The organism is Exiguobacterium sp. s48, from assembly GCF_018617395.1.
Taxonomy (GTDB): domain Bacteria; phylum Bacillota; class Bacilli; order Exiguobacteriales; family Exiguobacteriaceae; genus Exiguobacterium.
The window spans coordinates 338271-360421 of record NZ_JACSKC010000001.1 but is presented as its reverse complement, the minus strand read 5'-3'; the positions used below and the strand labels follow the sequence as shown (position 1 = coordinate 360421).

Annotated in this window: 26 protein-coding genes; 5 read left to right on the top strand and 21 right to left on the bottom strand. The window is 44.9% G+C overall.

Features of this window, described 5'->3' with window-relative positions:
* Positions 1 to 57: 57 nt before the first annotated feature.
* Positions 58 to 1725: a ribonuclease J1 gene (gene rnjA, locus KNO66_RS01835; protein WP_015881254.1), complete on the bottom strand. Its 1668-nt coding sequence runs from the start codon at positions 1723 to 1725 to the stop codon at positions 58 to 60.
* A gap of 212 nt (positions 1726 to 1937) precedes the next feature.
* Here rnjA and KNO66_RS01830 point away from each other — a divergent pair, with 212 nt between their 5' ends.
* Positions 1938 to 2714 (top strand): Cof-type HAD-IIB family hydrolase, encoded by a 777-nt coding sequence (locus tag KNO66_RS01830; RefSeq protein WP_214739886.1) that lies wholly within the window; start codon positions 1938 to 1940, stop codon positions 2712 to 2714.
* A gap of 77 nt (positions 2715 to 2791) precedes the next feature.
* Here the strand turns inward: KNO66_RS01830 and KNO66_RS01825 are convergent, their stop codons facing one another.
* From KNO66_RS01825 to KNO66_RS01805, 5 genes are all read right to left on the bottom strand, one after another.
* On the bottom strand, positions 2792 to 3454 hold the full coding sequence (locus KNO66_RS01825; protein ID WP_214695570.1) for a potassium channel family protein: 663 nt from the start codon (positions 3452 to 3454) through the stop codon (positions 2792 to 2794).
* Positions 3455 to 3583: 129 nt separating this feature from the next.
* Positions 3584 to 4615 (bottom strand): cytochrome d ubiquinol oxidase subunit II, encoded by a 1032-nt coding sequence (locus tag KNO66_RS01820; protein ID WP_214739885.1) that lies wholly within the window; start codon positions 4613 to 4615, stop codon positions 3584 to 3586.
* Between the two features lie 14 nt (positions 4616 to 4629).
* The gene (locus tag KNO66_RS01815) at positions 4630 to 6018 is read right to left on the bottom strand and encodes a cytochrome ubiquinol oxidase subunit I (RefSeq protein WP_214739883.1); all 1389 of its coding nucleotides are present in this window, start codon (positions 6016 to 6018) and stop codon (positions 4630 to 4632) included.
* 259 nt (positions 6019 to 6277) lie between these two features.
* On the bottom strand, positions 6278 to 7399 hold the full coding sequence (locus KNO66_RS01810; protein ID WP_214739881.1) for an N-acetyldiaminopimelate deacetylase: 1122 nt from the start codon (positions 7397 to 7399) through the stop codon (positions 6278 to 6280).
* On the bottom strand, positions 7399 to 8274 hold the full coding sequence (locus KNO66_RS01805) for a transcriptional regulator CcpC (RefSeq protein WP_214742355.1): 876 nt from the start codon (positions 8272 to 8274) through the stop codon (positions 7399 to 7401). Before KNO66_RS01805 ends, KNO66_RS01810 begins: the two co-directional genes overlap by 1 nt.
* A 108-nt stretch (positions 8275 to 8382) precedes the next feature.
* Between KNO66_RS01805 and KNO66_RS01800 the strand changes: the two genes are divergently transcribed.
* The gene (locus KNO66_RS01800; protein WP_214739879.1) at positions 8383 to 8769 is read left to right on the top strand and encodes a disulfide bond formation protein B; all 387 of its coding nucleotides are present in this window, start codon (positions 8383 to 8385) and stop codon (positions 8767 to 8769) included.
* A gap of 43 nt (positions 8770 to 8812) precedes the next feature.
* On the opposite strand, the gene nadE is transcribed toward KNO66_RS01800, so the two are convergent.
* From nadE to KNO66_RS01760, 8 genes are all read right to left on the bottom strand, one after another.
* Complete coding sequence (gene nadE, locus KNO66_RS01795; RefSeq protein WP_214739877.1) at positions 8813 to 9628, bottom strand: ammonia-dependent NAD(+) synthetase; 816 nt, start codon at positions 9626 to 9628, stop codon at positions 8813 to 8815.
* A 110-nt stretch (positions 9629 to 9738) separates the two neighbouring features.
* Positions 9739 to 10536 carry a BsuPI-related putative proteinase inhibitor gene (locus KNO66_RS01790; RefSeq protein WP_214739870.1) on the bottom strand — a complete coding sequence of 266 codons (798 nt, stop codon included), beginning with the start codon at positions 10534 to 10536 and terminating at the stop codon, positions 9739 to 9741.
* 98 nt (positions 10537 to 10634) lie between these two features.
* Positions 10635 to 10829 (bottom strand): hypothetical protein, encoded by a 195-nt coding sequence (locus KNO66_RS01785; RefSeq protein ID WP_214739869.1) that lies wholly within the window; start codon positions 10827 to 10829, stop codon positions 10635 to 10637.
* A 245-nt stretch (positions 10830 to 11074) separates the two neighbouring features.
* Positions 11075 to 12166 (bottom strand): virulence factor, encoded by a 1092-nt coding sequence (locus KNO66_RS01780; RefSeq protein ID WP_214739867.1) that lies wholly within the window; start codon positions 12164 to 12166, stop codon positions 11075 to 11077.
* 82 nt (positions 12167 to 12248) lie between these two features.
* The gene (locus KNO66_RS01775; RefSeq protein WP_214739866.1) at positions 12249 to 12488 is read right to left on the bottom strand and encodes a hypothetical protein; all 240 of its coding nucleotides are present in this window, start codon (positions 12486 to 12488) and stop codon (positions 12249 to 12251) included.
* Positions 12489 to 12556: 68 nt separating this feature from the next.
* Entirely contained in the window at positions 12557 to 13117 is a 561-nt protein-coding gene (locus tag KNO66_RS01770; protein ID WP_214739864.1) for an NADPH-dependent FMN reductase, read from the bottom strand.
* Positions 13104 to 13850 (bottom strand): alpha/beta fold hydrolase, encoded by a 747-nt coding sequence (locus tag KNO66_RS01765; RefSeq protein WP_214739862.1) that lies wholly within the window; start codon positions 13848 to 13850, stop codon positions 13104 to 13106. The genes KNO66_RS01770 and KNO66_RS01765 overlap by 14 nt, the downstream gene beginning before the upstream one ends.
* A complete protein-coding gene (locus KNO66_RS01760; protein WP_214739860.1) occupies positions 13820 to 14395 on the bottom strand; it encodes a GNAT family N-acetyltransferase in 576 nt (191 codons plus the stop codon). Before KNO66_RS01760 ends, KNO66_RS01765 begins: the two co-directional genes overlap by 31 nt.
* Positions 14396 to 14544: 149 nt before the next feature.
* Between KNO66_RS01760 and KNO66_RS01755 the strand changes: the two genes are divergently transcribed.
* Both KNO66_RS01755 and KNO66_RS01750 read left to right on the top strand, forming a co-directional pair.
* Positions 14545 to 15276 carry a hypothetical protein gene (locus KNO66_RS01755; RefSeq protein ID WP_214739858.1) on the top strand — a complete coding sequence of 244 codons (732 nt, stop codon included), beginning with the start codon at positions 14545 to 14547 and terminating at the stop codon, positions 15274 to 15276.
* A 272-nt stretch (positions 15277 to 15548) separates the two neighbouring features.
* Positions 15549 to 15836 (top strand): hypothetical protein, encoded by a 288-nt coding sequence (locus KNO66_RS01750; RefSeq protein ID WP_214739855.1) that lies wholly within the window; start codon positions 15549 to 15551, stop codon positions 15834 to 15836.
* 40 nt (positions 15837 to 15876) lie between these two features.
* On the opposite strand, the gene KNO66_RS01745 is transcribed toward KNO66_RS01750, so the two are convergent.
* The 7 genes from KNO66_RS01745 to KNO66_RS01715 all read right to left on the bottom strand — a co-directional run bounded on the left by KNO66_RS01745 (position 15877) and on the right by KNO66_RS01715 (position 21466).
* Positions 15877 to 17139, bottom strand: coding sequence for a PTS ascorbate transporter subunit IIC (locus KNO66_RS01745; protein ID WP_214739854.1), 1263 nt, complete (start codon positions 17137 to 17139; stop codon positions 15877 to 15879).
* A 30-nt stretch (positions 17140 to 17169) separates the two neighbouring features.
* Positions 17170 to 17436 carry a PTS sugar transporter subunit IIB gene (locus KNO66_RS01740; protein WP_214739852.1) on the bottom strand — a complete coding sequence of 89 codons (267 nt, stop codon included), beginning with the start codon at positions 17434 to 17436 and terminating at the stop codon, positions 17170 to 17172.
* A complete protein-coding gene (locus tag KNO66_RS01735; protein WP_214739850.1) occupies positions 17436 to 19457 on the bottom strand; it encodes a BglG family transcription antiterminator in 2022 nt (673 codons plus the stop codon). The genes KNO66_RS01740 and KNO66_RS01735 overlap by 1 nt, the downstream gene beginning before the upstream one ends.
* 159 nt (positions 19458 to 19616) lie before the next feature.
* On the bottom strand, positions 19617 to 19808 hold the full coding sequence (locus tag KNO66_RS01730; RefSeq protein ID WP_214739848.1) for a hypothetical protein: 192 nt from the start codon (positions 19806 to 19808) through the stop codon (positions 19617 to 19619).
* A 1-nt stretch (position 19809) separates the two neighbouring features.
* Positions 19810 to 20337 (bottom strand): hypothetical protein, encoded by a 528-nt coding sequence (locus tag KNO66_RS01725; protein ID WP_214739846.1) that lies wholly within the window; start codon positions 20335 to 20337, stop codon positions 19810 to 19812.
* Positions 20334 to 20921: a phosphatase PAP2 family protein gene (locus KNO66_RS01720; RefSeq protein ID WP_214739844.1), complete on the bottom strand. Its 588-nt coding sequence runs from the start codon at positions 20919 to 20921 to the stop codon at positions 20334 to 20336. The genes KNO66_RS01725 and KNO66_RS01720 overlap by 4 nt, the downstream gene beginning before the upstream one ends.
* The gene (locus KNO66_RS01715; protein ID WP_214739842.1) at positions 20921 to 21466 is read right to left on the bottom strand and encodes a phosphatidylglycerophosphatase A family protein; all 546 of its coding nucleotides are present in this window, start codon (positions 21464 to 21466) and stop codon (positions 20921 to 20923) included. The genes KNO66_RS01720 and KNO66_RS01715 overlap by 1 nt, the downstream gene beginning before the upstream one ends.
* A 173-nt stretch (positions 21467 to 21639) precedes the next feature.
* Here KNO66_RS01715 and KNO66_RS01710 point away from each other — a divergent pair, with 173 nt between their 5' ends.
* Positions 21640 to 22149 (top strand): YjcG family protein, encoded by a 510-nt coding sequence (locus KNO66_RS01710; protein ID WP_214739840.1) that lies wholly within the window; start codon positions 21640 to 21642, stop codon positions 22147 to 22149.
* Positions 22150 to 22151: the final 2 nt, after the last annotated feature.

Genomic DNA, 22151 nt, shown 5'->3' with positions numbered 1-22151 from the left:
TTCCCCTCCTACGTTGCGGTGAAAAAAACGGGCTGTAGTTTCCTACAGCCCGTTCGATCATACTTCCATAATAATCGGCAGGACCATCGGGTGTCTCCGCGTCTTTTGAGCCAAATAAGGCGTGAGCGTGTCCGAAACGAGTTGTTTCATTTCCGACCACTTCATCTGCTTATTGGACAATCCTTGTTCGACGGTTTTCTTCAATAGACGTTCGCCATCACGAATCAGACTACCTGACTCACGCATGTAGACAAATCCACGTGAGATGATATCTGGTCCCGAGACGAGTTTGCGTGTCTTGCCATCGATACTGATGACAACGACAACGAGTCCATCTTCAGAGAGAATGCGACGATCCCTTAATACTATATTCCCAATATCGCCAATTCCATTCCCATCAATGTAAACTGCGTTCGCAGAAATTTTACCCGTGACCGCTGCTGATTCAGAGTCAACGGCGAGCACTTCTCCGTTATCCATGACAAAACTGTTCTCTTTCGGAATACCAACCGACTCAGCTAATTCAGCATGTTTTTTCAACATGCGGTACTCTCCGTGAATCGGCATGAAGAATTTCGGATTCAAGAGGCGAATCATCAACAACTGTTCTTGTTGTGAACCGTGTCCCGACGTATGAATGTTCGTCAACTTCCCGTATACGACGTCAGCTCCCGCTTTATATAACTGGTCAATCGTTTTCCCGACCGAGATGGCATTTCCCGGGATTGGAGAAGAAGAGAAGATGACCGTATCTCCAGGAATGATCGACACTTGACGGTGCGTCCCGTTCGCGATACGACTAAGCGCTGCCATCGGTTCCCCTTGTGAGCCGGTACAAAGAATCGCGATTTCATTCGGATCGTAGTGACGCATTTGGTTCGCCTCGATAATCATACCTTTCGGAACGTTGATGAAACCGAGTTCTTGTCCGATCGTCATGACTTTCTCCATCGAACGACCGAAAATCATGAGATGACGACCTGTCTCGGCACACGCATCGACCACTTGTTGCAAGCGATAGATGTTCGATGCGAATGTCGCAAAGATGATTCGACCGTCCGCTTTCCGGAACGTTTCACTAATCGTCCCACCGACAACGCTCTCACTCATCGTGAAGCCTTCTACTTCCGCATTCGTTGAGTCAGACAAGAGACAAAGCACGCCTTCTTTTCCGATTTCCGCCATCTTGGCGAGATCGGCCGGTTCGCCTACCGGAGTGAAGTCGAACTTGAAGTCACCCGTATGGACGATGTTTCCTTGTGGCGTCTTGACAACGACACCGAGTGAGTTTGGAATCGAGTGAGTCGTACGGAAGAACGAGATGCTCGTTTTACGGAATTTAATAAGTGAATCTTCATCAATTTCATGGAGTTCCGCTTCCCGTAACAACCCATGCTCTTCCAGTTTTACTTTAATTAATCCAAGCGCAAGTTTTGTCGCGTAGATCGGTAACTGGACCTGCTTCAGTAAGAATGGAATTCCCCCGATATGGTCTTCGTGACCGTGTGTGATGAATACCCCTTTTACTTTGTCCTTGTTTTTAATCAAATAAGAGTAATCTGGAATCACATAGTCAATTCCAAGCAAGTCATCCTCTGGAAACATGATTCCCGCATCGATGACGATGATTTCATCTTGGAATTGAACAACGTATGTGTTCTTCCCGATTTCTCCCAGTCCGCCTAACGCGAACACGGCTGTTTGGTGGTTCTTAACAAACTTCATTTAATCTCTCCTTACTTCAATTATTAATACATCTATGTGAAACATAAGTGATTCTCGAATATGCCCGTAAGATTCTTTTTTCATTATAGCTCATATCATGACAATATTTCACTAACGATGTGATATTCGTGGTAGTTTCCCTATTTCGTGTTATCCTTTTAGTGGGTTCAGAAAACATATTTTTTAGACAAAGAGAAAGAATGGTGACTTAAATGGAAGATCAAAAAGTTGTTTTTTTCGACATTGACGGCACACTTTTACATGAAGGTAGCTATATTCCACCTTCAACGATTTCAGCAATCCAAGCACTTCAGGCAAACGGTGTCGAGACGTTCATCGCGACAGGACGGGGACCGGCCATGCTATCGGATATCCCAGAACGCGTCGGAATCGATAGTCTCGTTTGCTATAACGGCCAAATCGTCGTTCATAAAGGCGAAATCGTGTATCGTAACACGCTCTCGAAAGATGCATTAAATCGCTTGACGACGCACGCCGCTTCACATGATCATACCCTCGTCTATTTGGGGCAGGACCGTGGCGGTGCTTCAAAGCCGAATGATGCCATCGTCGAACAATCGCTCGGCGAACTCGATATGCCAATCCCTTCATTCGAACCAAACTTCCACGCAGAAGAAGATGTATACCAGACGTTACTCTATTGCACGCCAGAGGACGAACATCATTATATCGATGCTTATCGTGAATTTGATTTTATCCGTTGGCATCCTCATGCGATGGACGTCATCAATAAAGGGGCCAGTAAAGCGGATGGAATCCGTCACTTCATCGAGACAAACGGCTATCGTCTCGAGAACACGTATGCATTCGGGGATGCCTTGAATGATTTAGCCATGCTTCAGTATGTAGGGACAGGGATCGCCATGGGTAACGGTCGCTCGGAAACAAAAGACGTGGCGGACTTCGTCACAAAATCCATTCTCGAAGACGGGATTGAATATGGATTGAAAGCGATGAAGCTTATTTAAAAGACCTCTTGGAGTCACACCGTGGCGTTGGATCAATCGATTCAACGATCACGGTATCGCTCAAGAGGTCTTTTCTTTTATTTCGAACGTAACGTCCGCTCGAGTCTGTCTAAATCGGTATCTTTCCCGATGATGATCAGAATATCTTCCGATAAAATCATTTCATCAGCCTGAGGAGAAATCAAGACATCATCATCACGACGAATGGCAACAATGTTCACCCCATATTTCGCTCGCAAATCCAAATCAATGAGCGATTTGTTCGATAATTTGTCAGATGCTTTAATCTCGACAATCGAATGCTCATTCGATAGTTCAAGGTAATCGAGAATACTTTGGCTCATCAATCCATTGGCGATTCGAACACCCATATCCCGTTCCGGATGCACGATATTGTCCGCACCGATCCGACGAAGTACCTTTTCATGATAGTCGTTCGTCGCTTTCACAGTGATGATTTGAACACCAAGTTCCTTTAAAATGAGCGTCGTCAAAATCGAAGCTTGAATGTTCTCTCCGATTGCCACGATGACGTGTTCGAAGTTACGAATCCCTAAACTCTTAAGAACGTTCTCATCTGTCGTATCGGCAATGACTGCATGCGTAGCCAATCCCATAAACTCATTGACGCGTTCTTCATCGGAGTCGATTGCGAGGACATCATACCCGTTCGATGACAACTCACGGACGATCGACCCACCAAACCGTCCTAATCCGATGACTGCAAATTCACCTGTCATGATGCTACATCCCTTTCCTACACCTGTTCTCTTCTTGATTCTTCGTTCAGTGTAACTGATTCCTGTTAAAAACTCTATAAAAAAACAAAATGGAATCTCCTTTATATAAAGGAAATCCCATCGTTCACATTATGCTTTTCCGCTCGAGCGTTTTCCGCGTACGTAGTCATTGTCAAACAAGAACAAACGAAGCAAGAGATAGAGCGCCGGTACGAGCAAGAGTAATCCTAAGATGAATACAATGACGAGCGCCACTGCCATCGACTCGTTGACGACACTTCCATTAATGTCGATGTACGGATATAGGATATATGGTAAATGCGAATACCCGTATCCGAACCAAGCCATGAAGAATTGCCCCATGACCATCAGGAACGCAATTCCGTAATTCCGCTTCATGTATACGAAGGAAACGGCAACCACGAAGAAGAGGAAACTCATCGCGAACCACCACCAATTGCCTCCTAAGATGCTCTCATAGTGCCAAGCTGCGTGTGACTTCAAACCGAAGAAGACAAGTCCCGATGCGATGATTGTCGGTACACTCCAGAAGAGCGCCCACTTTCTCACGAGTTCGACCGCGTTTTGGTCACGAGCCTTATCTGCGTAAAACAACAGGAACATCGCACTAATGTAGAGAACGGACACGATCGCCAAACTGACCACTGTCCAAGAGTAGAAGTTCGTAAATAACTTCGCCCCGTCGAAGATGACTCCATTCTCTGTTTCAGTAATGAACCCACCTTGACTGACTGTCAGTACTGTTGACATTGATGCCGGAATCAAGAGACCCGTTGCCCCGTATAAAAACATATACAATGTGCTTTCTTTTGAACCATAGTTCGCAAACGCATAGAAGCTTCCGCGAATCGCAAGCAAGATGAGCACGACAGAGGCTGGAACGAGTAATGCCGTCCCATAATAATACGCAGTGTCCGGAAAGAATCCGACAATCCCGACAAAGAAGAAGACGAAGAAGACGTTCGTCACTTCCCATGTCGGTGACAAGTAGCGTTTAACGAGTCGATTCACTAAGTGATCCCGTTTCGTGTAGCGGCTGTAAAAAGCGAAGAATCCTGCACCGAAGTCAATCGATGCGACGATGAGATAGCCGTACAAGAACGTCCACAAGACGGCAATCCCTAATTCTTGAATTTGCATGTCATACCCTCCGATCAGACTTCATCCGCAAACATCGCTTCACCACGATGTTCGGATTGTTTTAGTTCTTTCCCTACTGGATTCTCTTTGAACAGGCGTGACAGTACAGCCACAGTAACCGTTCCGAGTATCACGTAGAGGATCGCGAAAGCGACAAGCATCCATCCGACATTTGCCGATGTTGTAGCGGCCTCACTTGTACGCATCAACTGATAGAGTGCCCAAGGCTGACGTCCAAATTCAGCGAAGAACCATCCAAATTCGATTGCTCCCATGGCAAGCGGTCCACCCGCTGCAATCGCAAAGAGCATCGGTTTACTGAACTGGTTCAATCGTTTGATGTAACGCCCTAATACGAACAAGAACGAGATGAGCGCGAGAAGCATCCCAATCCCGACCATCGCATCAAACAGATAGTGGACAAAGAGTGGCGGTTGATCTTCTTTCGCAAATTCATCTAAGCCGGTGACCTCATAGTTCGGAACACCACCTGCAAGAATGGAGAGCGCATATGGAATCTTCAGGGCGCCTCGAACTTCATAACCACCCTCGCCATCATCTTCTAACCATCCACCGAGAATCAGTTCCGCCTCAGAGGATGTATCAAAATGCCATTCTGCTGCCGCTAATTTGTCTGGTTGATAATGAGCCAAGTATTTACCAGAGAAGTCACCAACGAGCGCTGTCGCAATCGCAAAGATTAATGCGACGGTCATCGTCAAACGGAGACCTTTCTTGTGATACTCAATCGACATCTGATCCAGTTGATTACGCCGTTGACGTAATAACTGAACGGCAGCGATAGCCGCCAAAATGAACGCTGATGTCAAAATAGCGGACGTCAGCACGTGTGCCATTTTCGTCGGCATGGCCGGACTGAACATCGCCTCAAGCGGGCTGACGTTTGCTAGACGACCATCGACGATATCAAACCCTACCGGTTGGTTCATAAAACTGTTTACTGTGGTGATAAAGAATCCAGAGAATAACGCACCGACCGCTACCGGAATACCGAGAAGCATGTGTCGCCACGGATTTTTAAATCGATCCCACGTGTACAAGTAAATCCCGAGGAAAATCGCTTCAAAGAAGAAGGCGAACGTCTCCATAAACAATGGGAGCGCAATCGTTTGACCCGCGACACGCATCAGGTTTGGCCAAAGTAACGATAATTGAAGTCCAATCGCCGTACCTGTCACAACACCGACGGCAACCGTCACGACATAGCCGCGTGACCACCGTCTAGCCATGAGTGTATATTTCGGATCATTTTTACGAATCCCTAAAAATTCTGCCAATAAGATTAAAAGTGGAACCCCGACGCCGAGTGTGGCAAAAATCACATGAAACCCTAATGTGAGTGCCGTCAATGCCCGGCTCATCAGGACAGGATCTTGAAACATCTATTGATTACCTCCTATCTCTCTCTATCGCTTCGAACCCATGTATGAAACGACAATCACAGATGAATACCCTTCGATACTTACATCATAATGATTTTATATTGCGCTGTAATGTCTCAATGCTCAAGTTCGCAAAATGTTCACATTTGAGCAATCGCCACAAAATCGTCGCTTTACATGAATAAATGTTTCCCTTTTTCTACGCCACTCACTCCTTTTTAAGCACACTAAAAGCGGTCTACGATGTGACCGCTTCGTGTTATTGAATCATGACTGTTCGGAAGTAATGGTCGAATAAATCGATGGCTACTTCAATCGCACGCTCATCTGGATTAAGTGTGGATTGATGAAGCCCTGACCCCATATCGTTTACCCCTAACCAAACCATAAATCCTGGGACTTGCTTGAGCATATATCCAAAATCCTCACCCGTCATGGCCGGGACACACGTTTTATACGAGTAACCCACTTCTTCGACCGCTTCTTCGAATTGATAGAGATAGCGCTCATCGTTGACAACCTCATGATAGCGATTGCCAAACTCCAGGTCGATTTGAACGTTATACGTCATTTCAACCCCAGCGATGATTTGACGAATTCGGCTCTCAAGTACGACCATCTCTTTGTCCGATAACGCGCGAACCGTTCCATCTAACTTAGCCGTATCGGCGATGATATTTTCTTTCGTTCCGGCAGTCACTTTCCCGATACTGACAACCGCACTTCCCATCGGATCAATATTTCGTGACACAATCGTTTGGAGTTGCATAATCAATGCAGCCTGAACGATGATCGCATCGATTCCTGCGTGTGGGAAAGCGCCATGTCCACCTTTCCCATGAATGGTAATGTGAAGTTCACGTGCGCTCGCAAATAAGACACCCGGTCTTGAAGCGACCATCCCGACCGGATACTCTGGTGCGACATGTAGACCGAACAATGCATCTGGACGGAAATGATAAAACAACTCGGACTTCGCCATCGGTTCCGCCCCACCAGGGCCCTCCTCTGCAGGTTGGAAAAAGACAACGAGATGATGGTTAAATGGCACTTCCACTGCACGCTTGATTAAGCCGAGCGCAATGGACATATGCACATCATGTCCGCATGCATGCATCATCCCTTCATGAATCGATGCGAACTCTAAACCCGTCTCTTCCGTGATCGGTAGTCCATCCATGTCCGCACGATATCCAATCGTTTTTTCTCCAACAAGACCGTCTACGCGGACGAAAAGACCCGTCCGCCAATGAGTGATATGAACTCGTGGTGAGTCGAGCGAGCGAATCAATTGCTCGAGGGTCGCTTGTGTTTTGAATTCTTCATACCCAGCCTCTGGGATTAAATGTAGCTGTCTTCTTGCTTCGATTGCCCAATTCATCATTCCGTCTCCTTTGTAACTTCTTCAACAATGTCCCAAAATGCTTGAACCTGAGCCAATTCCAACATCGATTCCGTCGAAAGCATCCACGTATCCCGTACGAGCGGGACACCGTCAGAAGATGTCAGTGGAATCTTGTTCATTTCATTCACATCTTTGATGGTCGACTCCGGCAAAATTGCGAATCCGATTCCGTGCAACGCCATTTGTTTACATGTTTCAATTTGGTCGACAACGAGTGTCGTAAGCGGTGGACTCGAAAACCGTTCCTGCCACCATTCTAATATTTCCTGGTAATACGTCGAGTCACTCTTGAATTGGATGAACGATCGCTCGTTGTTCTTCAACTGTGCCAGGTCGGTCATCTTTAAATCGACCAAATGAAGAGAATCCGAAAACAACTTCATGCGCTCTCCTCGCCAATCGGGGTTTCCACGGATGATGCCGATATGGAAATTTTCTTCAAGCATGTAACGCATCATTTCGCTTGACCATCCCGTGACCAATTTGACCCGTACGGATGGATAACGTTCCACGAACGTTTTCAATACTTTCGGGAGCCAATATTGTCCCATGATGGAGGCGACGGCAATTTTCAAGGTCCCATATACCTCGCCCTGATTCGCCGTCAGTTCTCCTCTCAATTCCTGTTCTTCACTGTACATTTTTTTTGCGAACTCAATGATTTTCTCGCCATCCGGTGTCAAAGCGAGCCCGCGTGTGGAGCGTACGAAGATCTTCTTCCCCCATTGATGTTCAATGGTCACCAGTCGCTGACTGAGCGCTGGTTGCGAAACGAACAATCGCTCCGCCGCTTTCCGCATATTCAATTCTTCCGCAAGAATGATTAATACTTCCACTTCCGAAACTTGCATCACGTCACCTGTTTCTCTATCGTTTGAAAGATTGTATACTGAATAAGTATTTGTTTCAATGTATCATATCATGTTTATTCAACAATTTGACTGTTAGGAGGAAATCTGATGAAACGTCATCATTTCGCCTTTATCGTTGCGACCATCGCGACGCTCGGTAGTTTATATTTTTCTGAAATCATGCTCTTTGTGCCTTGTAAATTGTGTTGGTTCCAACGCATTTTTATGTATCCACTAGCTATCTACTACTTGACCATCATGTTGACCGCTCGAGACGTCAATCGCTTGTTCGTAGGGATCATGGCCGGTGCCGGATGGAGTATCAGTCTCTATCACGTCATCTTAGAACGTATTCCGAATGGCGAAGCCTTCTGCACGAACGACTGCCTCATTCGCTGGGTGAATTACTTCGGTTTCGTCACCATCCCTCTTCTCAGTTTTATCGCTTTTACATGTATTTTGCTCATTCAGTTCGTCCCACTCAAGAAAGCGTAAGACAACAAAGGAGGAGCTGTCATCGAGACAGCTCCTCCTTTGTTTATTGCCACCACTCGTCGTAAAGTGAGGCAGGCATATGGTGTTTGTGGCGTGACCGTTTGAAAATCGTTTCGATTCGCTCTGCAATTTTCGAATCGATTGTTTTTCCTTCTAAGTAGTCATCGAGTTGGTCATACGTCATTCCGAGCGCCACTTCATCAGGAAGTCCAGGACGACCATCTTCGAGGTCCGCTGTAGGTATTTTATAAATCACTCGCTCGTGTGCTTCGAGTTCATGGAGTAAAGCCTTCCCTTGACGTTTGTTCAGTCCAGTCAACGGCGTAAGGTCACAGGCTCCGTCGCCATGTTTCGTGTAGAATCCCGTCACATATTCCGCTGCATGGTCCGTCCCGACGACGAGGGCACCGAATGTTGCCGCGATGTCGTATTGCACTTTCATCCGTTCACGTGCTTTAGTGTTCCCTTTATGGAAATCACTCAACTCAAGACCTGTTGCTGCACGAAATGCCTCGACCGATGCATCGACAGCAGACTTGATATTGACAGTGAACGATTTGTCCGGACGGATGAACTCGAGGGCGAGTTGCGCATCGTCTTCATCATGTTGATCGCCATAAGGGAGTCTTACCGCATAAAACGTATAATCGCCACCTTCTTCCGATCTCAGTTCCTCCATCGCAAGCTGACATAACTTGCCTGCTAAACTTGAATCTTGGCCACCTGAAATTCCTAAAACAAGACCTTTGGCACCTGCTCGTTTCACATAAGTTTTCAAGAAATCGATACGGCGACGAATTTCTTCTTTTGGATTGATCGTAGGTTTGACGTGTGTTGATTCGATAATGTGTTGTTGCATGGATGACCCTCCCACTATTCTCTCATTTTGCTTTATTGTCTGATAATCCGAATAACCCGTCAACTACCGGTAAAAAAAGAAAGACGGAAACGACTGTTTCCGTCAAAGAATTATTGAATTTTAAATGATGTGACTTCTCCACCGATCGGCGTCATCTCTAAGAATAATTGTTGATCTTTTGCTGGTGTTTCATCGAGTAAAATCCCAAAGGAGAATCCGCCGCCCGTCACCTCTGCAGCACCCTGGGCGTAGAGGTTGTGACCGTCAGATACAGCCCACTCAAACTCAACCTCATCCGTGAATCCACTGACTTGAATCATCGTATCATTCAAATCGATCGTTACATCACGGAATGCCCCATCTGTTTGAGGTTCTGACGCAGGTGTCTCTTCCGGCGTTTCTGAAGTGCTATCATCCGGCGTCTCTGTAGCAGGTCGTTCCACCGTGAATGTCGCCTCATCTGTCACAGCCATTTCCGGTGCCCCGTCGACTTGACCGAGTCCGACCACCTCGACTGTATATTCGCCAGCCTCTAATTCTAACGGGAAGACTTCATCGAACATTTTTTGTTCATCCGCTTCCCACTTCTCTTCAATCACAGATTCTGTAAACATATAATCACTGCCGTAATCAAATACCGTCTGGTCCCCTTGTTTGACAACCAATTGAAAACGTTGTGACGAGTTGAACGTCACATCGACTGCATTCTTGTTCGGGTTTGTCATCGTGACCGTCGCAGACAGTGTATTCGCAGACGAGTCATAAGCGACTTCCGTATCGAGCGTCAATGGAGCAGGGGGTTCGGACGAATCACTGTTCACTTGACTCGGTTTCGCCTCTTCTTTCCCACATCCCGCTACAACTAGTAAGATTGCCGTCACTACGGCGAGCAACCAGGTTTTCTTCATCGGTCCCACTCTCCTCAACAAAATAAAAAACGTCTATAGCACTAGTGTATACAAAGTGCAGACGTTTGTAATGATTTTCCTTATATTATTTACCTTTTTTACGAAACTTCGATTTTTTGCATATATTGTTGCCATCCGGTCATGAACAATGAATCTGCGATATCGAGATCGGACCGGACTTGAGCCGTGATAGAGAACGTTTCACTGTGCATCGATTCGAACGTGACGACCATCGTTTCTCCTACTACTTCTTTATAAGCTACAAGTTCAGGCGTTTCTGCAAACAATATCATAAGTATGGCTCCTTTGTTCATCTGTGATAAGCCTAGTGTACCAAGTTGAAACCAAGATATTTGTCCTATCGTTCGACAGTGAACCAGTGACGTTATACCTATTGTCGAAACGTTTACATCAAATGTTAGTCAATTGGGCAAATGTGCATATGAATTCATGAAAAAGAGGGGCAATCCGCATGGCAGATGCCCCCCTTTACCTTTAATTGTAAATCAAATCGATTCAGTATATGTCGAACGATACTTCATTTTGAGCGGTTCGAAATTTGTTGCCACACCGTCCCGAGTGCTGTTTCTCCGCTCGTAATCCGCTCTTTCGCGAGTCGGGCTTGCAAGGAGACTTCAAATTCTTTGTCTTGCTCTGCGATTGATAAAGCAGGAACAGCGTCTTCGTCTCCACAATCGAATAAGAATCGAGCTGCACGCCAACGAACGAGTTTATTCTTATCTTTCAACGCCTCGATCATCGATGGCTGAGATTGTGGCAACGCCCAATCTGAGACGGTATCCCCAGCGGTTCGTCTTACAATAGGCGAAGCGTCCACTAATGCCTGTTCGATATACGTGACATATTCCTCACGTCGGTCTTCAAACATCCCAATCATGACAACCGCTTGTCGACGAATCGCCATGATCGAATCCTCTAACGCACGTCGGAAATATGGCATATTCTCATGACGAATCTCGAGCTCATCCAAGAACGCCATCCGATCTTTCCAATTTTCCGATTGTAAATGGTTTGCATTCGCCTCAAAATCGGCTTCCCGTCCGAATGCACGGGCTACAATTCGTTCAATCCGTTCCTGTGGATATGCAGCCTCTAGTTCTTCTTGCGCAATGACACTGACTTCATCCAATTCACCATATCGCGGGGCTTGCTCGACCCAACGACGATCTTGAATCACATTTTTCACCTGTGCCTGAACTTCCATTGCCGCATCTACAAATCGTTTAGATAGACCGATCCGTTTTTCTTCGTCCCCTTTGACGAGTTTCAGTTGCATCGGTACGTCAAGTACAAATTGGACAGACACATGAACCGGTTCATAATCCGTATCCATCTGAACGGAATCCATTTCTTCGACCTGTTCCCCGAACGCTCGTCGAATCTCATTCATGACATCATGCCAATCATGTTTCGGATGACGTTCTACAGCAAGAAAATCAGATACCGCATAGACCGACTTTACTCCTTGTAGTGAAATGATCTCCTGAATGATTTCAGGAGCATTTGTACTTGATTTGTCATATGTGACACCTCTCCCCTCAAACGGAGGCTCCACGATAATCTTCAAGTTATTTGGACTTGGCGTCGGTTCAATTGCTACTAGTTTCATTCTCATCACCTCACTCTTCATCGTGACGAAAATGACAAAAAAACGCAAGCGAGTCGCTTGCGTCAATGATTCATCTATTTTATTAGAACAACGCGATAAATTGTTGAAGTGAATACGTTTCTCCATCCACAGTGAACGTGTCATCTTCTGCAATGGGTTCAAGGAAGAACCGTTTTTCACCATTTTCTTTCACGTAACCAAAAATATGATTGGATTGATAGAACAATTCAACAATCGTCATCCGTCCAAATGTCATGCCATCGTTCATTACCGCCCGATCCCCTAATTCGCCGCCATTGTACAGTTCGATGTAAGTTTCCATTTTGGTGTCGCTCCTCTTGTGTTTGTTTTCACAATTTCTTTCTATCAAACAACATGAGCGACTTCAAGTTATTTTTTTGCGTTACGCTTCCAAAATTCAATCCATTTACGATATTCCAATAATGTTTTATTGATTTGATTAATCGACCTCTCATCATGCAACCCGCTATCATCAATCTTTTCTTTACAATGCGTGATGAAAATTTCATTTCCCGGTAAAACATTTGCCCGATTTGTGGCAAATACTTGTCGGAGATGGATTTGGCATCTCGCGGTTCCAAGTATGCCCGGAGAGGCCCCGGCAATCATGACTGGTTTATCCCGTAGTGGCGTTCCTGGCTCGAGCGAAAGCCAGTCGATTGCATTCTTCAGGACGCCCGGGATGCTATGGTTATATTCAGGAGTGACAATCAATAACCCATCGGCTTCCCGAACAGCTTGCTTCAAAGCGGCCACAACTTCCGGTTCATCCGGATCAATCAAATCGTCATTGAACAGTGGAAGTTCGATGGAGACGACTTCAATGTCGAAATCATCTTGAGCCAGTTCAATGATTGAATGCAAAAGAGCGGTATTAAAAGATTTCTTTCGAAGACTTCCTGACATAGCGATTAATTTATACTTTTCCATGTTCCACCTCCTGCATCCATTCGTTCACGATTTTTGCTTCTTCTTCAGGGGCTTCCATCATCCCCATATGACTGAACGGAACGATTGCTTTCGTATGTCGTGACGCACCTAAAAACGCACGCTCCTCATTCATATTCGGGTCTTTTGAGCCGTAAATGAATAAGCCAGGGAGGTCAGTCGTCTCGACGGTGTCCACTTCGTCTTCACGATCCCGGATTGCCTGTTGCGCGTTCACGATTCCCTCGACCGTCATCTCATATCCGATTGCGATCGCTCGTTGAATGAGCGCTGGGTCAGAGTCGTTTGAGAAGATATTTGGAATCATTCCGTCAATAAACGGCTTGACCCCTTCTTCGATGACTTGATGGATGGCACCGTTTCGTTTTTCCCGCGCCGCTTCTGTATCAGCGGCCGCCGTTGAGTGAATCAATCCAAATCCTGAAAGTTCTCCCGTATAACGACGCACAAGATTGGTCGCTACATAGCCTCCAAATGAATGCCCGAGCACGAACGGTCGATCTAAATCACGAAGTCGGATTTCCTCAATGACCCAGTCAGCGAATTGATCCATCGTGTCCGGTCCTACTTCCGTACCTGCATGACCGGGAAGCGTAAACGCGTGCACCTCCGCATCGAGCAATGGTTCTAACTGTGCGAAATATTGTGGCGAACCACACAGTCCATGTAATAAAACGAGTGATTTCATACGAATCGATGCTCCTTTTCTTCCCATTCTGATTTGAGCAACCGATACATGGTCAAATCCATGAAGCGGCCATGGCTGTAAGCATAATCATGTAACAGCCCTTCCTCGATAAAACCGAGTTTTTGGACGAGGCGATTCGAACCTTCGTTCCCTGGTGCGACTAATGCAGAAATGCGGTGAAATTTAAACTCCTCGAATCCATGTTGAATAACGGCGGCCGCTGCTTCAAAAGCCACCCCTTGCCTCCAATAGTGAGGAGACACTTCAAATCCGATTTCGGCACGATAATATTGCGGAGTCCAATTATGGAATCCGATTGTTCCGATTAATTCATTCGTCGTCCGATCACAAATGGCCCATCGAATGGCTTTTCCTTGTTGAAATTGGTCTTTAAAATACGCAATGACGTTCTTGGCTTCATAGACGGCAAGCAACGGGTCTGATCCATAATAACGCATCACTTCTTCAGTGGATAAAATGGTATAAAGTGCTCTAGCATCACGCGGTTCTAGCTCTCGCAATATAAACCGGGGCGTAGCAAGCTCGGGAAAACTACGTTTTAATCCCCACATATGGAACCCGCCTTTCCTATTCGTTTCCTCAATTATACTTCTCTTTTCCCATATGTATCGAACTCAATCCTCAGGAACCGGCTGAAGATGGCAGAAACCAAGTGTTTTTGCTACTATGAATGTAGTATGTCAAACTGAGGGGATACCATATGTCAAAACAACTCTTTTATTTGAAACAAGACCGAGACGTGCAACGATTCACGCTTCATGGCGTGACGTTGAACGATGTGACGGATGCACTTTCGATTACGAGACCGATGATTATTTGTAGAACGGATGTAAAAGGGATGAGGCAGTCCTCGCGGTCCCGCTTCCGTTATATCGAAGCGCATGAACTCTCTTCGTTCTCGTCTAAATATTTGAATAACCAAACAACATTCACAGCAATCGACTTTCCTGATCACAATACGCTCGAAACCTTGTCCGATCATGAGATTGCAGAAATTTTGTTTTTAAGTCATATGGAGCGTGGTCTTAAAAAGCCATTTCTTGATTCGCTCGATAATGAGATTGCCTTTTTTAACGAAGCGAATGATCGGCACAGCAGTCTCTATATCCGAGACTGGTCGACCATCAACCGTTTCGTTCAAAATATGCTGCAAAGTAAGCTTGACCGAGACATTCGCAATATCAGTTTTGTCCCAATTCCACTTCCTGTCATTGACGAATTACTCGATTTAGCTCCTCAAGGCCTCATCATCGACTTTGATCACACGAAACGTAATCTATTTAATCGACAAATTGTGATTTCCTTCTATGTCGCGGGTCGTTACGAAGATATGTCAGTCCTTGAAGAAGATTTTGATGCAAAAAAAGAGTCCATCGCCTTAAAAGGACAACTGTTGTATCGTCGTCGCACTTGGCAAATCGAACGATTATAAGGTCATACATGTAAGAAACACGTCAGAACCTCTTAACACGAGGTTCTTTTTTGTTATTTTCAATCCCATGATTACACGTGAATTCCCTTCATTAAGGGACATGAACGCTATTCTTAAAAATTGATAACAAATTGTCTTAATTTTTTGTTAAATTAACACTTTTCTTTTTCGAGCGAGGCGTTATACTAGGAATAACCTTCTGGAGGAATGGAAGGCAATATAGAGAAAGCGAGGTGAAAATCTATTCATCACGCGATGGATAGATACACGAAATGGAACAACTGAAAGTACAAGGAGTCTCATCGTTCACCAAGTTTGCGACGAATGGAAAAATGCTGAAACTAAAAGATGCTCACGCAGGGGAACAAAGCATCGCATTACAAGATGCGACCGACATTCAAGTCTCCCTGCTCGACGAAGACCATTCGCGCTTCACTATATTTGGTCATGCCCATCCACTTGTGGAGCTGACCCTTCCTCACAATTCTTGTGAAGTCCTCTATGCATGGTTACTACACAAGATGAAAAGACAAAAAATCAAATTGGCCTCTAACGCCTAAAAAACAGGTCTCACCTCCACTTGGGGGGCGAGACCTGTTTTTATGAGAATAATGAAACGAGCCAACTGACCAGTATACCAACGATGGCGAAATCTGAGTCTCCGAATGTCGTGCTCTCAAACCCTAAGTTTCCTAACAGTGGCAACAGTAGTGCAGGTAAGAAACTGATTAAAATCCCGTTAGCAATTGAACCAAAGATTGCACCCCTGCGCCCACCGGTGGCGTTTCCAAATACTCCAGCCGTCGCTCCCGTAAAGAAGTGTGGTACAAGTCCTGGTACAATAACTGCCAATCCGAATAACGGTAACAGAAACATTGAAAATAACCCCGCTGCAAAACTTGCTAAAAATCCAATGATGACAGCATTTGGCGCAAACGGGAAAACCGTCGGGCAATCGAGTGCCGGTTTTGCGTTTGGAACCATCTTATCGGCAATCCCTTTAAAAGCAGGTACAATCTCTGCAATCAACATGCGAACCCCAGCGAGGACGATATATACACCGGCTGCAAATGTGATCGCTTGGATCACAGAGAAAACGATATAATTCGATCCATCTGATAATTCTGTTTCAATGAAAGCCGGTCCAGCAAAAATGGCGACGACCACAAAGAGTAGTGTCATCGTTAACGAGACAGCAACGGACGTATCACGTAAAAAACCAAGTTGTTTCGGCACTTGAATCTGTTCAGTCGAATGTTCCTTATTTCCAACATATTTTCCGATTGTTCCCGAAATAAAATATCCAAATGATCCGAAGTGTCCAACTGCAAAATCATCAGAGCCCGTAATTTGACGAACGAATGGTTGAAGCATTGCAGGGAATAAAACCATGCAAAGTCCAAGCAAGACGGACCCAATAATCACTAATAATGTGCCTTCTAATCCTGATACAGAAAGAATCGCCGCTAACAAACTCGCCATGAATAGCGTGTGATGACCGGTCAGAAAAATGTACTTAAACGGCGTAATTCGAGCAAGTACAATGTTCATGACCATCCCAAACACCATAATCATCGCTGTTTCGACGCCAAACGCATCCTGCGCAACGGCGACAATCGCTTCGTTGTTTGGAATGACTCCTCGAATGCTAAACGCCTCGTCAAACATTTGTCCGAAAATATCAAGCGCTGCAATAATTACTCCCGCACCAGCACCAATAATGACAAATCCCATAATGGTTTTTAGTGTACCCGATACAATCGATGCGATATCTTTTTTCTGCAAGATAAGCCCGATCAATGCGAATAGTCCGACTAATATGGCAGGCGTCCCCAGTATATCTCGCATAATCAAATCAAGCATACGCGTTCCCCCTTAAACGATTTATTCTATTTATACTTTTCCTTCAAGTTTTGATTTAATTTCCTCGATATTCATCACGTTCTCAAGTGCAACTATTTCTTTCGCCCCATCGTCTAACGTTCCGATAATATCTTGCGCACCGAGGTAAATGTCAGCAGGTTCCGTCCGTGCTGTCGCGATATCTGTGTGAGAGACATCTGCCTCTTTCCCCATTTGTTCGAGTGCTTTCTTAACATTCAATTCCATAATAAAGCTCGAGCCCAATCCGTTACCACATACTACTAAAATCTTTTTCATCATTTTTCCTCCTCTGAATATCGATCGAGTACTTTCATAATTTCATCTACTGTACCTGCCTCTAAGACAAGAGTTAGGTCCTGTTCATTCCCTAAAAGCTCCGTCAACTGTGCGAGTGCTTTTAAATGGGTTGTTTGATCAATTGCCGCGAGTACAAAAAATGCTCGTACCGGTTTATCCCCAGGGAATAAGACCGGTTCGTTCAATTTCATCACACTCATTCCCAGTTGGTTCACACCGTCTTCCGGTCGTGCGTGAGGAATGGCGATATGCGGCATAAGAACGATATACGGACCATGTTCGATTACGTTTTCAATCATCGTTTCAATATAACGGGCTTCAATTGACCCATTATTTAATAGTGGTTCGGCCGCGAGACGAATGGACTCCTGCCAATTCGAAACGTGATGTTGAAGTTGAATTTCTTTTTCTGTTACGAGTTGATTTAGCATGGGTTGTCCCCCTTTCCATTCATCTTTCGTAAAATCATCTTTTAAAAGATGGTTCAGTTCTTTTCTCAATTGCGACTCTTGGTGAATCGTCGCATATTTTTTTACTACTTCTAGAATGTCGTTCACTCCCATCCGTGCGAACGACCCGTTTGCGATAAATCGTTGATGAATTTGACGCTTCAAGGCAAGTTGTTCTAGTCTTGTCGGAAGTGTCGGAACAAGCGTCACATGTGCTTGTTGTTGAACTTTTAAAGGCAATGGTACTGTTGTAAAAATCAAATCGACGAGCGGCGCGAACTCTAATACATCGCGTTGCGAGATTGGTGGAAGAAATACAAAGTCCGGAAATTGATTTTTTAAAATGTGGTCTAACATATGCGAAACGCTAATCCCGCTTGGACATACGACAATCGCTTTCATCTTCTCATCTAGACGCTGACCTTGCTGATGAAGGTGAGCCGCAAAGTGCAAAGTGAAATACATGATTTCCGATTCAGGTATAACTGCTTGGATTTGCTCTCGCATCGGATCAAGTGAACGATTGACAATCACATTTAATACACGATGTTCTTTCATGACATATCGCTTTAATTCTTCAGGTGGCAATACTTCGGTATGGACCCGTTTGATTGTCGCTTTTGCATGAAGAACTAACTTCTCGCACAATGCCTCTCGCTCGATGACGCGTGTACAACTTAAAACTTCAAAGCGTTCAATCACCTGAGCCATCGTGGAAGCCAATTTTCTTTGAACCGTTTCATCCATTTCTTCCGATACTTTCTGACCACTTTGAATAAGCATGATAAGCGTGTCCCATAATTGAGGAATATCCTCAAAATGCTTCCGAACAGACTGTTCCACTTGATCGACTACCCAAGTTTTCTCGTCTTGAACGTATGCACTCGGTGCCAGTCTAGAACCAATCATGATAAAATACGCCATTCTCTCACGATGACTTTCTACAAATTGAAACTGTTTAAGACTTTCAAATTGCTCAATTTGTAGAATTCTTTTTACAAAATCGTCCTGCCAATCTTCAAAACACAGATCAAGTATTTGAGAAAATGTTGACTTATCAAGCAATTCCTCAATTGCGCGGTAAAGATATAGCGTGATTGTTTGAAAATGCCCATTAAATCGATAGCCATCTTTTCTCGTATAGGAAAAATCAATTCCAAATTTCGCAGCTTTTCTCTTAACTGCATTTAAACTTTCTTGAGCGGTATATTTAGATACACCTAGCAAGTGTTGAAAATGGAAACTCGAAAGAAATTCATCTCGAGTCATCCCATAAATGGCGATAACTAATTCTCGTTCTTCATCTGACCAAACTAATTCAGCACGCTCAACTTGATCAATCAATACTTCCGTCACAGTCAATGTAATTTTAGTTCCGTCTATCGTCATGTTCGATAAACCTTGATCGACGAGCCATTCCTGTATCCGCTCCAATTCGTACTCAACTGTCCGCCGAGAATAAGGGAGCATCATAGTCAATGTATCCAGCGTCATCTGCTTTTCATGCAGAATGACATTCAGAATTCGTTTACTTTTTTCATTCAGTTGCATAGTAGAGGCCTCCTACATCTGTAGTATAAAACGAAATCGAACAATAAATGTAAGCGGTTACGACTGACTTTTCGGATAGACTTATACAAACTTCAGTCTCAAGCATAAAGGCAAAAAAAAGAGACGAGTGAATCGAATCATTCTTCGTCTCTTCGTACATTATGAAGTCGGTGCAACTGGATTTTTTCGATAAATCGTGATTCCACCGTGTTTAGCTTCTCCTACGACCTCAAATAGCCAACCTTTTTCGATGAGTAACGTTCGAACGGACAGAAAATCCTCTCGTGGCACCTTTACCTCATCCATTTGACCATCTAACAATTGTTGAAACGTATTTTCCCAATCCGTCATCTTAATTCCCCTTACTTTTTGCTTCTTCGTTCATCCATTCAAATAGACGGAGTCCTGATTGTAAACGGTCAGTCGGATCCAACAAGTCATTTGGGACGACACGGGATGCTTTAATTTTTCCATCCCCAGCAAATAGAACAGGTTCATGCATCGTTTGTTCGATATAGTCGATGGCAAACGCTACAATCGACTCTTCCGTTTGATGTCCACTTTCTCGTAATGCGATATCGAACGACTCATCCCGTTGATTGTTGATGACTAACGTACGTCCTCCGTTAAGTAAAGCCATCGGCGGTACCGCATCGACATGAAATACTTCATACGCACGGTAACCGGATTCCTCACATGACAAGAGAGGAACAAACTGTTGTTGGCTCGTCCACTTTTTTAGTTGAAATAGAATTCTCATCGAAGTAAACCATGTTGCGCCTTCGATGTCTTTTTCCACTAAAATTGTAGGTACGGGCGCTTCATCAGCCTCTTTCTTTTGGACGAATAACCATTTCTCTACGTCTACGACGACAATCAATTCATTTTCCTCCTTATGATCCATTCAGAGAGCGCGATGACAGTCAAGGCGACAAGCCATCCTCCAATGACGTCACTGAAATAATGTACGTTTAAGATGACTCGACTGAGTGATACCGCAAGGACAAGACATACGAGCACGATGATAGCGAGTTTCGACTCTCGTCTTTTATAAAGCACGTAAGCCATCAACCCATATAACGCAAGTGAACCTGAAGAATGACCACTTGGGAAGCTATAGGTCGTCGCATCAAGAGATGCATCGATTAGTGGCCGGTCGATTCCATAGACGAGCTTTAAAACTTGTGTCAACAAAAGGGTCCCGACTCCGACAAGTACGAGTCGCCACGCTTCCACGCGTTCGCCTCGCCACAACCAAAACAGTAAACCTAAAACAGAAAGTCCGACAATGACTTGTGCACTCCCGAGTTCGGTCACGTACGCAAAGACTCGATCCGGCAAGGGCTGTAACCATTCATACACGAGTGTATTCATGGGATCAACTGCGCCCATAACGACAAACACCGACACGATCACATACGCGACCGTCCCGGTGAGAACCACCTTCTGCGGTGTCCAGTTCATCAATACAATCCTTTTCTTTCTCGCATTTCTTCTTCACCAAAATCAATCATATCGCGGAGACGATGCGCCAATCGACCTGAAGCGTTCGCAGCAATGGCACCGACGAGGTCGTCCATGAACGTATGCACTTGACCATCATCCATCTTCGTGTCGAGTTGTTTGATAATGCCGATTTTTGCCTTGTCTAAGTATCCGAAAGTCGTCACGGCAATCGAACCATATGTGTTGACGGCCCCGATTGCAATCGTCTCATCCACACCAAACAACCCTTCATCGGATGCGATAATCGATAGGAGCGGTTCAGATAATTGACCTTTTTCAGCTAGCATATCGAGTTCTGAGCCTACAAGAATCGCATGTTGCAACTCTCGCTTGTCAAGAACCGCCTCGACAGAATCTTTGCAATCTTTTAATGAGAGGTGCGGCGAATATGGGGCCTGCATCTGATAGACGATTTCCGCAATTGATTCAATCGTGACACCGCGCTCGAGCAAGCGAGCTCGAGCCGCTTCCCGGACGTCTCTTGAGTGTGGTACATGTTTCATCGTTGGCGCAGGATCGAAATCCCGCTTCACATCCCTTCGTTCTGAGAGTCATCCTCTCTCTATGATATAACCATTATACTGAAAAATCGAAAAAAGACGAACCCTGCTTTGACTTCCCACATTAAATCGTTCATCATAAATATGTAGGTTAAACGATTAAAGGGGGAAGAGGAATGAAGATCGGGGTAGTCTTATTTCCGTCAAAACAAGTGCAAGATTTTGCGAACTCTTATCGAAAACGGTACGACACAAAATATGCGTTAATTTCACCTCACGTGACAATCAAAGAGCGGACCGAGGTGTCAGAAGATGACTTGCCGAAAATACTTGAGTATTTACAACAAGTCGCGGATTCGACAAAACCGATTCAGTTAAAAGTCGATGGCGTGCGGTCTTTCGCACCGACAAACAATGTCTTGTATTTGAAGGTATTGCCGACACGCGAGTTGTCCACTCTTCAACAACGTCTGCACGAAGACGTACTTAGTCAATCATCAAAGTATGAATTTTTACCACACATCACAATCGGCCAAGATTTGACAGATGCCGAGCTGTTCGATGTTCTCGAACGCCTACGTATGGAACAGGTTCACTTTGAGGAGACGATTACACGAATGGCCGTCATGTACGAACTTGAAAATGAAACATGGAACGTCTATGAGACGTTCCGTTTCAAAGGTTAATC

Excerpts from the sequence above, each read along its gene's own strand:
- KNO66_RS01825 (WP_214695570.1), bottom strand. The coding sequence starts at position 3,454 with ATGACAGGTGAATTTGCAGTCATCGGATTAGGACGGTTTGGTGGGTCG.
- KNO66_RS01780 (WP_214739867.1), bottom strand. The coding sequence starts at position 12,166 with ATGAAACTAGTAGCAATTGAACCGACGCCAAGTCCAAATAACTTGAAG.
- KNO66_RS01735 (WP_214739850.1), bottom strand. The coding sequence starts at position 19,457 with ATGCAACTGAATGAAAAAAGTAAACGAATTCTGAATGTCATTCTGCAT.
- KNO66_RS01820 (WP_214739885.1), bottom strand. The coding sequence starts at position 4,615 with ATGCAAATTCAAGAATTAGGGATTGCCGTCTTGTGGACGTTCTTGTAC.
- KNO66_RS01805 (WP_214742355.1), bottom strand. The coding sequence starts at position 8,274 with ATGCAAGTTTCGGAAGTGGAAGTATTAATCATTCTTGCGGAAGAATTG.
- nadE (WP_214739877.1), bottom strand. The coding sequence starts at position 9,628 with ATGCAACAACACATTATCGAATCAACACACGTCAAACCTACGATCAAT.
- KNO66_RS01785 (WP_214739869.1), bottom strand. The coding sequence starts at position 10,829 with ATGATATTGTTTGCAGAAACGCCTGAACTTGTAGCTTATAAAGAAGTA.
- KNO66_RS01720 (WP_214739844.1), bottom strand. The coding sequence starts at position 20,921 with ATGAACTGGACACCGCAGAAGGTGGTTCTCACCGGGACGGTCGCGTAT.
- KNO66_RS01830 (WP_214739886.1), top strand. The coding sequence starts at position 1,938 with ATGGAAGATCAAAAAGTTGTTTTTTTCGACATTGACGGCACACTTTTA.
- KNO66_RS01740 (WP_214739852.1), bottom strand. The coding sequence starts at position 17,436 with ATGAAAAAGATTTTAGTAGTATGTGGTAACGGATTGGGCTCGAGCTTT.
- KNO66_RS01770 (WP_214739864.1), bottom strand. The coding sequence starts at position 13,117 with ATGGAAAAGTATAAATTAATCGCTATGTCAGGAAGTCTTCGAAAGAAA.
- KNO66_RS01745 (WP_214739854.1), bottom strand. The coding sequence starts at position 17,139 with ATGCTTGATTTGATTATGCGAGATATACTGGGGACGCCTGCCATATTA.
- KNO66_RS01810 (WP_214739881.1), bottom strand. The coding sequence starts at position 7,399 with ATGAATTGGGCAATCGAAGCAAGAAGACAGCTACATTTAATCCCAGAG.
- KNO66_RS01790 (WP_214739870.1), bottom strand. The coding sequence starts at position 10,536 with ATGAAGAAAACCTGGTTGCTCGCCGTAGTGACGGCAATCTTACTAGTT.
- KNO66_RS01800 (WP_214739879.1), top strand. The coding sequence starts at position 8,383 with ATGAAACGTCATCATTTCGCCTTTATCGTTGCGACCATCGCGACGCTC.
- KNO66_RS01815 (WP_214739883.1), bottom strand. The coding sequence starts at position 6,018 with ATGTTTCAAGATCCTGTCCTGATGAGCCGGGCATTGACGGCACTCACA.
- KNO66_RS01760 (WP_214739860.1), bottom strand. The coding sequence starts at position 14,395 with ATGTGGGGATTAAAACGTAGTTTTCCCGAGCTTGCTACGCCCCGGTTT.
- KNO66_RS01750 (WP_214739855.1), top strand. The coding sequence starts at position 15,549 with ATGGAACAACTGAAAGTACAAGGAGTCTCATCGTTCACCAAGTTTGCG.
- KNO66_RS01765 (WP_214739862.1), bottom strand. The coding sequence starts at position 13,850 with ATGGGAAGAAAAGGAGCATCGATTCGTATGAAATCACTCGTTTTATTA.
- KNO66_RS01715 (WP_214739842.1), bottom strand. The coding sequence starts at position 21,466 with ATGAAACATGTACCACACTCAAGAGACGTCCGGGAAGCGGCTCGAGCT.
- KNO66_RS01775 (WP_214739866.1), bottom strand. The coding sequence starts at position 12,488 with ATGGAAACTTACATCGAACTGTACAATGGCGGCGAATTAGGGGATCGG.
- KNO66_RS01710 (WP_214739840.1), top strand. The coding sequence starts at position 21,640 with ATGAAGATCGGGGTAGTCTTATTTCCGTCAAAACAAGTGCAAGATTTT.
- rnjA (WP_015881254.1), bottom strand. The coding sequence starts at position 1,725 with ATGAAGTTTGTTAAGAACCACCAAACAGCCGTGTTCGCGTTAGGCGGA.
- KNO66_RS01755 (WP_214739858.1), top strand. The coding sequence starts at position 14,545 with ATGTCAAAACAACTCTTTTATTTGAAACAAGACCGAGACGTGCAACGA.
- KNO66_RS01730 (WP_214739848.1), bottom strand. The coding sequence starts at position 19,808 with ATGACGGATTGGGAAAATACGTTTCAACAATTGTTAGATGGTCAAATG.